Source organism: Planctomycetaceae bacterium, from assembly GCA_039680605.1.
GTDB lineage: Bacteria > Planctomycetota > Phycisphaerae > SM23-33 > SM23-33 > JAJFUU01.
The window spans coordinates 17,699-26,564 of the sequence record JBDKTA010000008.1 but is presented as its reverse complement, the minus strand read 5'-3'; the positions used below and the strand labels follow the sequence as shown (position 1 = coordinate 26,564).

Annotated in this window: 14 protein-coding genes and 1 tRNA gene; 2 read left to right on the top strand and 13 right to left on the bottom strand. The window is 61.7% G+C overall.

The genetic code is table 11. From position 1 onward, the window contains the following. Positions 1–95: 95 nt before the first annotated feature. Entirely contained in the window at positions 96–1,289 is a 1,194-nt protein-coding gene (locus ABFD92_02185) for a Gfo/Idh/MocA family oxidoreductase (protein MEN6503324.1), read from the top strand. A 208-nt stretch (positions 1,290–1,497) separates the two neighbouring features. Next, positions 1,498–2,988: a GDSL-type esterase/lipase family protein gene (locus ABFD92_02180; protein ID MEN6503323.1), complete on the top strand. Its 1,491-nt coding sequence runs from the start codon at positions 1,498–1,500 to the stop codon at positions 2,986–2,988. A 183-nt stretch (positions 2,989–3,171) separates the two neighbouring features. Here the strand turns inward: ABFD92_02180 and ABFD92_02175 are convergent, their stop codons facing one another. The 13 genes from ABFD92_02175 to ABFD92_02115 all read right to left on the bottom strand — a co-directional run bounded on the left by ABFD92_02175 (position 3,172) and on the right by ABFD92_02115 (position 8,791). Further along, positions 3,172–3,735, bottom strand: coding sequence for a phage protein GemA/Gp16 family protein (locus tag ABFD92_02175; GenBank protein MEN6503322.1), 564 nt, complete (start codon positions 3,733–3,735; stop codon positions 3,172–3,174). Next, complete coding sequence (locus ABFD92_02170; GenBank protein MEN6503321.1) at positions 3,732–4,646, bottom strand: DNA cytosine methyltransferase; 915 nt, start codon at positions 4,644–4,646, stop codon at positions 3,732–3,734. Before ABFD92_02170 ends, ABFD92_02175 begins: the two co-directional genes overlap by 4 nt. Next, a complete protein-coding gene (locus ABFD92_02165; protein ID MEN6503320.1) occupies positions 4,643–4,924 on the bottom strand; it encodes a hypothetical protein in 282 nt (93 codons plus the stop codon). The genes ABFD92_02170 and ABFD92_02165 overlap by 4 nt, the downstream gene beginning before the upstream one ends. Then, positions 4,921–5,172, bottom strand: coding sequence for a hypothetical protein (locus ABFD92_02160; protein MEN6503319.1), 252 nt, complete (start codon positions 5,170–5,172; stop codon positions 4,921–4,923). The genes ABFD92_02165 and ABFD92_02160 overlap by 4 nt, the downstream gene beginning before the upstream one ends. Then, positions 5,169–5,402, bottom strand: a complete 234-nt coding sequence (locus tag ABFD92_02155) for a hypothetical protein (protein MEN6503318.1) — start codon at positions 5,400–5,402, stop codon at positions 5,169–5,171. The genes ABFD92_02160 and ABFD92_02155 overlap by 4 nt, the downstream gene beginning before the upstream one ends. A 2-nt stretch (positions 5,403–5,404) precedes the next feature. Next, positions 5,405–5,578 (bottom strand): hypothetical protein, encoded by a 174-nt coding sequence (locus ABFD92_02150; protein MEN6503317.1) that lies wholly within the window; start codon positions 5,576–5,578, stop codon positions 5,405–5,407. A gap of 55 nt (positions 5,579–5,633) precedes the next feature. Next, positions 5,634–5,852 (bottom strand): hypothetical protein, encoded by a 219-nt coding sequence (locus ABFD92_02145; protein MEN6503316.1) that lies wholly within the window; start codon positions 5,850–5,852, stop codon positions 5,634–5,636. A gap of 11 nt (positions 5,853–5,863) precedes the next feature. Beyond that, entirely contained in the window at positions 5,864–6,283 is a 420-nt protein-coding gene (locus ABFD92_02140) for a MazG nucleotide pyrophosphohydrolase domain-containing protein (GenBank protein MEN6503315.1), read from the bottom strand. 22 nt (positions 6,284–6,305) lie between these two features. Further along, positions 6,306–6,384: transfer RNA gene (locus ABFD92_02135), tRNA-OTHER, on the bottom strand. Positions 6,385–6,395: 11 nt separating this feature from the next. Further along, the gene (locus ABFD92_02130; GenBank protein MEN6503314.1) at positions 6,396–7,019 is read right to left on the bottom strand and encodes an AsnC family protein; all 624 of its coding nucleotides are present in this window, start codon (positions 7,017–7,019) and stop codon (positions 6,396–6,398) included. A gap of 20 nt (positions 7,020–7,039) precedes the next feature. Beyond that, on the bottom strand, positions 7,040–7,633 hold the full coding sequence (locus tag ABFD92_02125) for a hypothetical protein (GenBank protein ID MEN6503313.1): 594 nt from the start codon (positions 7,631–7,633) through the stop codon (positions 7,040–7,042). Then, positions 7,602–7,931: a hypothetical protein gene (locus ABFD92_02120; GenBank protein ID MEN6503312.1), complete on the bottom strand. Its 330-nt coding sequence runs from the start codon at positions 7,929–7,931 to the stop codon at positions 7,602–7,604. The genes ABFD92_02125 and ABFD92_02120 overlap by 32 nt, the downstream gene beginning before the upstream one ends. Continuing rightward, the gene (locus ABFD92_02115) at positions 7,928–8,791 is read right to left on the bottom strand and encodes an AAA family ATPase (protein ID MEN6503311.1); all 864 of its coding nucleotides are present in this window, start codon (positions 8,789–8,791) and stop codon (positions 7,928–7,930) included. The genes ABFD92_02120 and ABFD92_02115 overlap by 4 nt, the downstream gene beginning before the upstream one ends. Positions 8,792–8,866 lie beyond the last annotated feature (75 nt).

The following is an 8,866-nucleotide window of genomic DNA, read 5'->3' as shown; positions in this document are numbered from 1 at the left end:
CGGATTCCTGTTTACGCCCCGGCGGCTCAGGTGTATATTTCCAGCCTTGCGCAATTCGGCGAATACAATATGGTCCTTAAGACAAGGAGCCTGACATGGCAAAGAAGACCAGTTTGAATGTCGCGTTGATCGGACAGGGTTTCATGGGCCGCACCCACTCCAATGCGTGGGGGCAGGTCGCTAAATTCTTCAAGGTGCCCGTCAAGCCGGTGATGCATACCAGCTTCGGTCAGCCGGAAGAGAACCCCGCAGTCTTCGCCGAGCGTTGGGGCTGGCAGAACGTCTCGGACAACTGGCAGAAAACCGTCAAGAGTTCCGACATCGACCTCGTCGACGTCGTCACCCCCAACTACATGCATGCCAAGGTCGCCATGGCCGCCCTGGCCGCCGGCAAGAACGTCTCCTGCGAAAAACCCATCGCCGGCACGCTGGCCGAAGCCCGCGACATGGTCGCGGCCGCCAAGAAAGCCCGCGTCAAAACCTTCGTATGGTACAACTACCGGCGCTGCCCTGCCGTGGCGCTGGCGTACAAGCTGGTGCAGGAAGGGCGCATCGGCGAGATCCGCCACGTGCGCGCCCGCTATCTGCAGGACTGGGCCGGCGACTCGGTGCCGCTGGTGTGGCGATTCGATAAGAAGCTCGCCGGCTCGGGCGCCCACGGCGACCTCAACGCCCACGTGATCGACATGGCCCGATTCGTCACCGGCCAGGAAGTCACCGAAATCTGCGGCGCCATCGCCGAGACGTTCATTAAGGAACGCGCCCTGGCCAGCGGCACGGCCGGGGGCAAGATCGCCGACAGCGGCGGCAAGGGAGCAGCCAAGAAGGGCAAGGTCACCGTCGACGACACGGTGCTGTTCCTGGCCCGCTTCAGCGGCGGGGCTGTGGGCTCCTTCGAAGCCGCCCGCCAGGCCACCGGACACCAGAACGACAACGGCGTCGAGATCAACGGCACGAAAGGCTCCCTGAAGTTCAGCTTCGAGGACATGAACTATCTGGAGTACTACGACGCCACCGCCCCCCGCCACGTGCAGGGTTGGACGAAGATCATGGTCACCCACGGCGGCGATCATCCGTACATCGAAGCCTGGTGGCCGGACGCGCACATCCTGGGTTACGAGCACGGATTCGTGAATCAGGCGTACGACATCCTGCAGGTGCTGAGCGGCCAAAAGCCGGTGGTGCCGATCCCGGACTTCAACGACGCCTACCAGACCCAGCGCGTCCTCGAAGCCGCCCTGCTGTCGGCCTCGAGCAAGAAGTGGGTCAAGATGGCGGATGTGAAGTAGCTCGATTGCGGATTTTGGATTTCGGATTGCGGATTACGCCCCCGAGCCTCGCCGGCCGGGGGCGTTTCTTATATGGAGTGCGGCAGCCCTGGCTGCCGCTTTGGGAGTTGTTCGGAAGGACAGCCTTTGCGTGCTCTGCGGTTCGCTTTTCCCGATTCGATAGACGGCCGGGCGGGTTGAACGGAACAGACATTTTCAGGAGCTTAGTATGTCCAATGCGAGGCAATGGATTGTTGCGGTGGTGGTGTTAATTCTCGGCACGGCTGCGATGGCGGGCGAGAAGATCAAGATCGGCGTGCTGGGCGACAGCATTTCGAAGAATCGCACAGCCGCCGGGGGCAAGGGCTGGCCGATGTACCTGGGCAAGCTGTTGGGCGAGGGATACGACGTGCAGACCTTCAGCGCCAACGGCGTCGACTGCCTGCGCGTGCCGTCGATCAACCTCTGGTCCAAGAGCGAACTGCCCCACCTGATGGAGTTCAAGCCCAACATCGTGCTCATCATGCTCGCGGCCAACTCCGCCCGCAAGGGCGTGCAGCATTACGTCACCCGCTACGGCGGCGACTACCGCTACACCATCGACTACGTGCGCGGCTGTTCGTCCAAGCCCAAGGTCTACTGCTGCGCACCAGTGCCAGTCGAGAAGGACAATTACGGCATCCAGGCCGACATCCTCCACGGGCAGTTCGACCCGGTCATCCGCAAGACCGCCAAGGAAGCCGCCGCCCCGCTCATCGACACCTACAACGAACTCAAAACCCAGAAGGGCATCACCAGCGACGGGGTACATTTGTCCGTCAAGGGCATGCAGGCCGTCGCCATCGTCGTCTATAAAGCCCTGATGGAGAAAGACCCGCCGGCAGACAAGGTGGCCGAACTGGCGAAGGACTACGAGGCCGAAGAGGCCGCACGCCTCGCCAAAGAACAGCAAGCCTCCCGCGCGAAACAGGCCCTGCACGACCAGATCATGGACGTGCTCGACGAGCGGGCCAAGACCGCCCCCAAGACCGCCACGCTGACCGCCGATGCCGTGCGCGATGTGACCGGCGACGGCCCCGACCGCAAGGGCAACACCCCCGACGACACGTGGGGCTTCTGGCTCGAGACCGTTCACGCGCCGGGCAATTTCGTGCGCCTGGACCTGGCGACGGCGACGATGACGCCCGACCAGCGACAGAACGGGATCGTAGACCTCAAGGCCAAGCGCGGGCAGAAGAAGGTGCAAGGCCCCATCGCCAGCAAGCTGCCCAACCCCGCCGACAGCGAGGGCTGGATCTTCCACAGCGACTGGAACGGCTGCTTCGAAGGCGTCTGGGGCGACAAGAAAGCCAACCAGGTCATCCTCTACCCGTACGTCGAGAAGAACACGCACATGGGCATAGCCGTGACGTACCTGGTGGCCAAGGCGGGCAAGTACGCCGTCACCGGCAAAGTGACCGACCTGCAGGTGCAGCCGGAGTTCCCCCAGCATGACGGCGTGTCGTGGCGCGTCGAAGTGGCCCCCTGGGACGGCACAGCCGGAACCAAAATCGCCGCCGGCGGACCCGTCGGCGACGGCCACGACAGGCCCGACTCGATGGACTTCAAGACCGATTCTTTCGACGTCAAACAGGGCCAGGCCATCCGCCTGGTGATCGACCCCAACAAATGGTGGGGTTCGGACATGACGGCCGTCGAGATGAAGATCGAGCGGGAATAACGGCAGGAAGAGGGGTTGGATGGTTGGATGATTGGATGGTTGGATGGTTGGATGGTTGGATGGTTGGTGTAGGGGGACGGTCTTTAGGATAGGCAGAAGCGCTCTTTCGGGCAGCAAGACTTGGGGGAAAGAGGGGGTAAAGATGGGGGGGAAAGTGAGGGCAACAGAACGGGGTTTTGCAGATCAGCCCGCACTGGCGGCGTCTCCTGAACGGCTGGAGTCTGACTGCTGTCTTGTCGGCAGTGGCTCGTGCCACGGCTGGTAAAGACGGCCGTTCCTGTCAAGTTTCACGTCAGTGGCAAGCGGCACATTTGACCTGAGGCCCATGCGGTAGAAGATGGCCTTGACGCCCTCGATCAGCTTCGTGAGGTCCTCAATCTCCATGTCCTCGAACGCCGGCGAGCAGCGGCCGCACGTCCGCTCTTGCCACTGCATGGACCTCAGCGGCGGCTTGGTCCACCCAGGCGGCACGATGTGGGCTATGGCGTAGCACAGGGCCACGAGGTTGGCCTTGGCGTCTCCTGAGGCACCCACGCGGCCGAACGGCGTTGGCATTTTGTACCGGACGCCGGCGAAGTAGTTAAGCCAGTCCAGAGCGTGGTTGACCTGGCGGTCGGTCATCGCCTTGCAACTGTCGACTCCGGTCAGTGACGTGAGCAGTTGGCGATACGCGGCGTCGTCCAGGCCGAGGTTCTTCTTGGCCTTGTGGATCCGGCCGTACTGCTGGAGTCGCTGGGTGGCGTTCATTGCATTACTCCATCGCTTGAGAGGCATCCGGCTTCTTTAGCTATCCCGCTCAGAATCACCCGCGCCGTGTCGATCTGCACAGCCCTGCCGATCTGGGTACCAACGTCAGTCGGGGATCCAAAGAACATGTAGTCTTCGGGGAAACCCTGAAGACGCGCAGCTTCCTGCCACTCCAGTTGCCTCACGCCGCCAGGCAGCCGCTCATCGTAGACCAGGAACTCAGGATCATGCCTTGAGGTCAGAGTGCAAATGGTAGGTGACTTGCCTTCGACCGGAGCGACATAGGCTTTGTCCGGGCTGAAGGCGTTGCTGGTTACAAACTCGCGGCCATGCGACCTGGCACCGATCCTGAATGGACCAGCACGAAGGCGGTCTTTCAGGACCTCTTTCGACTCTGGCTCAAGAAGCGGTCCAACTCCTGTCGGACGGGGGAAATTGCCGACGTAGATTCGTTTGCGGCGCTGGGGAGAATACGCTGCAGCGTCGATTTCAATCCACGGAGTTCCGGCCGGAAGTTCCTTTGCAAGGCCCTTGACATCTTCCAGGCAGTACCACTGAGGACCTATCGCGGCAACAAGATCGAGAACGCTATTGAGAGTCGCCCTCTGCTGTTCTAACTCCTCATCGCCGACGCCGTTCCCGACGTTGCGCCGGATGGACAGCCACTCGCATGGAATGCCGCCAAGGATAAGCTGGACCTTTCCTGAGTAGTCATCGATCACCCTGCGCTGAAGGGCTGCGTCTCTCAGGTCGCCGTTGATGACTGTTGTCCGTGGGTTATTGATTTGGTACGTCATGCAGGCTGGCCTCCAGAGGTCCACGGCTGCCACAATGTTGATGCCAAGGCCGCGTGCTGCCACGGCCCATCCCCCCCCCCCGCAGCAAAGATCAATAGCGTCGATAGTCTTCATGCTGTTTGCTCCGGGCCGAAGTGGCGGGTTGCACATTCCTTGCAGAACCACAGGCCGCAGTAGAGGCACTTGTAGGCCATCATCAGGTGCAGCGTGCGCCCGCACGGACAGGTCACCCAGCCGGTCTCACGAACCTCCCTGATCTGGTCAGAAAGCAATTCCCTGAGTGCGCCTAATCCGTTGTCGCTCTTGTTTGGATTATCAATGAACGCAGCACGGACTGGCCGCGTGCACCTGAGTCGGTATGCCTTCTTGGGCAGTTCAAAGAGCATCGTCATAAAACAGCCTCGATTCTCCACGCGGGGCGAACGGCGTCGTGGAACAGGACCGTGCAGTACTTGGTTCCATCGGGACCGATGACGTGGCAGCGGCTTGCCATGGTGCAGCCGTGGCAGAGACCCAGCCCATCGGCGAAGGCAATCGTCAGCATGTCGATCACGCGCTGGGGGATGAGGCCGGCCAGGAACGAATCGCGGTGCACGCGGCGGCTGCCGTCTCTTCTGCAAAGCCAGATCCAGTAGTTCATGATCCGCCCCCGATCTGGGTGTCGGCGTCGAGGGCGCCTTTAATCTTGTGCCAGGTGTCACGGTCGCCCCAGGCGAACTGGCTGACGCGAGGCAGCAGGTCCAGGCGGAACTTATGGCCGAAGGCGTCCAGGGCGTTGCCTCGGGCGACGATGGTCAGCAGGCGCTGCGCCTCGGGTACCGTCAAGTAGATCTTGAGCCCTTTGCCGGAATAGGTTGCTTCTACGATCATGGCTACCACTCTTCCTTTTTGACATTGGTTTTCACCGAGGCCTCTTCCTCCAGCCGTACGATGGTGTGATCGATAAGGGACCTTCTCCAGTCGCCCTCTGCGTAGAGGCTTAGATAATGGAGAACCGGAAGATCTTCTTTTACTGCTGCACGATGGCATTCTTTGATCCGGTCCATGTATTTCCTAGGACTCTTTCCGATGATGTGTAGCTGTTCAAAATTAAGCACCTGATCAAATCTCCTTTGCCGCCAGGTGCAGCTCGGCGGCGACGGCTGCGAACGGCCCCCGGTGGGGCCAGAGTTCTTCGAGGATGGCGGCGTGGTAGGCGGCCTGGGCCTGGTCGAGGTCGGGCTGATGGGAGATATGGAACGCCACGCTGCCCCACGTCGAAGCGACGCGGCCGCCGGCGTCCACCATCACCGTGCCCTTGATGACATGCGCCTGTGCCATTCACCAAGCCCTCATCTCTCAACGGTCAGAAAGTACAGGCCGCAATCAAGGCAATGGAATCGTGGCATTATGCCCTTGCTGCACGTTCCTGCGGGCTCAGAGTGGACGTGACTGCAATTGGCAAAAGATGTGTTGCGCCACTCCTGTTGGTCGTCATGCGGCGCTGCAGGATTATCGCGATCTTCGAGCTTGGCGGCGGTCGAACGCATGACATGCTCAAGGCCATCAAATCCAAGGCCGACAGACAGGACAAAGAGAACGGTTGCCGCGTCGCCGAGCTCTTCCATGATGTCCAGCTTCTTGCCGACGATGATGGCCTCGCAGAGCTCACCAACTTCCTCCATGAACTTCCTGACCGTCTTTGGGACATTGACGCCCTCTCCGTAGTGCCTGACGTGGTATTCCCAAAGCTTTCGTTCTGTAATGGTCATCTCATCGACTCCTTATTCTCACTGCAGCGGGCAGGACTCGAACCTGCGACCAACGGTCCATGTGCACTGGCCGTCTGCTCTGCCATCTGAGCTACCGCTGCACGTTCCATCGTTACGCGCCAATTTCCTGCAGGAGTTGGCGGGCCTTGTCGAGATTGGCCTTGTCGGCCTTGGTCAGGAAGATCGCCCCGAACTCATCGGCCAGGCAGGTGCGTTCGGCGGCGAAGGCGACCGGGTCTTCCTTGATGCCGACGAGCATGCGCCGCAGCAGGGAGAACAGGCCCGTTCTCCGCTCCACCGGCAGCTTGGCGATTTCGGCCCAGGTGCTCGGGCGGTCGGCGTCGGCCTCCTCGTCGGCTACGCTGATGAGCTGGTCGAACATTGTCAGTTCCGCCACGGCCGTGGCCGACATGCCGGTGATCTGCGTCATCAGCTTGGCATGGTCGCTGAGGTAGCAGCGGGTGCGGCTGCGGTGGGCCTTGACCAGGGATGCCCGGCGCTGCTCGCTTTCGACCCGGTCCAGCAGGATGTAGCCTTTGCCATTCTCGGCGATGGTGATGGCGTGGCCGCGATCGCGCAGGTTGTGGATCCGCTCGCGCACCTGCCTTCCAGACACGTCCCCGAGGCGCCGGCCGATGTCGGCGGCTGAGAGTCCGGGGTTTTCCTGCAGGCAGCGAAGCACGCTGTCTGCCCTTCGGTCCAGTTCTTCCGGCGAGATCTTGTTGCTCTTAACCATGGTTCGACTCCATTCGTGGTTCAAACGTTCAGGAGCGACGGCCGCCCCTGGATGACTTCCATGCCCTTGGCCAGCGCTTCGCTGGCCTGATCCTGCCGGATGCCGACGACGGCGGCGATTTCCTTGACCGGCATTTCCTGGACGATGTGCATGTACATCACGGCCCGCGTCAGCGGCAGCAGGCCGTAGAAGATACTGCCGATGCGTTCGAGGCTGGCGGCCCGCTCGCTGGGGTAGACGGCCATCGCCCCAAGGTAATCCTTGATCGGCCGCGTCCCTTCGGCCATCGCCTGGTCGATGCTGATGGGCCCTTCGATGCCGATGGCCCGCCGCGAGCGCCCGACCTCGTCGGCTTTGCGGACCTCGTCGAGAAGGTGCGTTCTGACCTTGTTGAACAGGAATGATTGCAGCGAGACGTTCGCCGGCTTCTTGTCCAGGGCCAGGATCGCCCGGCACAGGCCCATCATGGAGATCTGCCGGTAGTCGTCGATGGTCAGTCCGTTGTGCAGGCCCATGCGTTCGCGGGCGTACGCCGCGACGCGGTCGGCCACGCCGGTATTGGCATCGAAGAGGTCCTGCTGCTCAGGCGTCAGTTGTGTGCGCTTCCGTGCCATGGCTGTCCCTTCCGTGGGATTTCTGGATGTGCCTGCAGGAGGTGTTGCTCTTGTGGCAGGCGGGATAGAAGTTGATCGCTTTGGCTTCGTCGAAGGCTGCCCGAAGATCGTCAGCGGCATTGGCCTTGAAGAGTTCAAGGGCCTGGCCCTGGCACTGCTCATCGCAGCAGTGCAGGCGGTACGCCGCGTCGAAGACGCGGTCCATGATGTCGCATTCCTGGGCCGCCCGGTTCATTGCCTGGATAAAGAACTCCGGATCCATCGCGAGATTATCGACCAGGCTACGGACGGTCTTCATTTTGCACCGCCTTCGGCCCCGCGTTCGGCGCTGGCGGCGCGTTCGATCAGGCGGGCGTCGATGGCGTCGGCCTTGATCCGGAAGCCCTCGAACAGCGCGCGGCTGACGACGTTGTTGATCAGCAGCGGGTGGCGCTTGACGATGCTGCCCAGGCGGGCAACGCCGTCTGGCGTGATGGGCATCGACTCGCTGCCGCAGCGGTTGAACTCGAATGCCAGATAATCCTCAAGCGAGTCGCCCAGGTCGGGCATTTCGACGATCTCCATGCGTTCGTCGATTTCCTTGCACGAGCGGGCCATGGCCAGCAGCGACGGATGGCCGATCAGGATCACGCTCAGCAGCCGGTCGAATCCGTACAGATCGTCCCAGAGCCGCTTGCACATTTTCAGGAAGGCAAGCTGGCAGTCGTGTGCATCATTGACGGCCAGCACCACGGGCACCTGGCGGGCGTTCTGGGCCTCCAGCAATTGGCGGCACTGGTGCGCCCGGTCCTCGCGCGTGCGCTTGAAGGCCGACTGTGCCGATCCGTCCGGAGGCGCGATCGAGTAGACGATGGCGTGATAGATCGTGCTCTCGTTGTACTTGCTGGGATTGAGCCCCATCGGCTGGGAGAACTTGGGGGCGATGCTCTCCTCGACCAGCAGCCGCTTGGCGTGGCTCCACGCGGCCGTCTTGCAGCTGCAGGCCTCGCCGCTCATCACCAGAAACGAGCGGTGCTTGATGACGTGGACGATCTTTTCGACTACGTCTTCAAAAGCAGGCCAGACGAACATGCCGCCTTCGTCTTCCATGTGCTTGCCGAATGGCGTGGCGGCGGGGTTGAGGCCCCAGAAATCCTTGCACTTGCGATTCAGGTCCATCGTTCGACTCCTCGTGTTAACGGTCAAAAACTTCCAGCGTTCACGGGCGGCACTCACCGCCCGACTCTTTTTCCA

What these genes read in the sequence shown, in the direction of transcription:
- ABFD92_02185 (MEN6503324.1), top strand. Translation starts at nt 96, where the DNA reads ATGGCAAAGAAGACCAGTTTGAATGTCGCGTTGATCGGACAGGGTTTC.
- ABFD92_02180 (MEN6503323.1), top strand. Translation starts at nt 1,498, where the DNA reads ATGTCCAATGCGAGGCAATGGATTGTTGCGGTGGTGGTGTTAATTCTC.
- ABFD92_02175 (MEN6503322.1), bottom strand. Translation starts at nt 3,735, where the DNA reads ATGAACGCCACCCAGCGACTCCAGCAGTACGGCCGGATCCACAAGGCC.
- ABFD92_02170 (MEN6503321.1), bottom strand. Translation starts at nt 4,646, where the DNA reads ATGAAGACTATCGACGCTATTGATCTTTGCTGCGGGGGGGGGGGATGG.
- ABFD92_02165 (MEN6503320.1), bottom strand. Translation starts at nt 4,924, where the DNA reads ATGACGATGCTCTTTGAACTGCCCAAGAAGGCATACCGACTCAGGTGC.
- ABFD92_02160 (MEN6503319.1), bottom strand. Translation starts at nt 5,172, where the DNA reads ATGAACTACTGGATCTGGCTTTGCAGAAGAGACGGCAGCCGCCGCGTG.
- ABFD92_02155 (MEN6503318.1), bottom strand. Translation starts at nt 5,402, where the DNA reads ATGATCGTAGAAGCAACCTATTCCGGCAAAGGGCTCAAGATCTACTTG.
- ABFD92_02150 (MEN6503317.1), bottom strand. Translation starts at nt 5,578, where the DNA reads ATGGACCGGATCAAAGAATGCCATCGTGCAGCAGTAAAAGAAGATCTT.
- ABFD92_02145 (MEN6503316.1), bottom strand. Translation starts at nt 5,852, where the DNA reads ATGGCACAGGCGCATGTCATCAAGGGCACGGTGATGGTGGACGCCGGC.
- ABFD92_02140 (MEN6503315.1), bottom strand. Translation starts at nt 6,283, where the DNA reads ATGACCATTACAGAACGAAAGCTTTGGGAATACCACGTCAGGCACTAC.
- ABFD92_02130 (MEN6503314.1), bottom strand. Translation starts at nt 7,019, where the DNA reads ATGGTTAAGAGCAACAAGATCTCGCCGGAAGAACTGGACCGAAGGGCA.
- ABFD92_02125 (MEN6503313.1), bottom strand. Translation starts at nt 7,633, where the DNA reads ATGGCACGGAAGCGCACACAACTGACGCCTGAGCAGCAGGACCTCTTC.
- ABFD92_02120 (MEN6503312.1), bottom strand. Translation starts at nt 7,931, where the DNA reads ATGAAGACCGTCCGTAGCCTGGTCGATAATCTCGCGATGGATCCGGAG.
- ABFD92_02115 (MEN6503311.1), bottom strand. Translation starts at nt 8,791, where the DNA reads ATGGACCTGAATCGCAAGTGCAAGGATTTCTGGGGCCTCAACCCCGCC.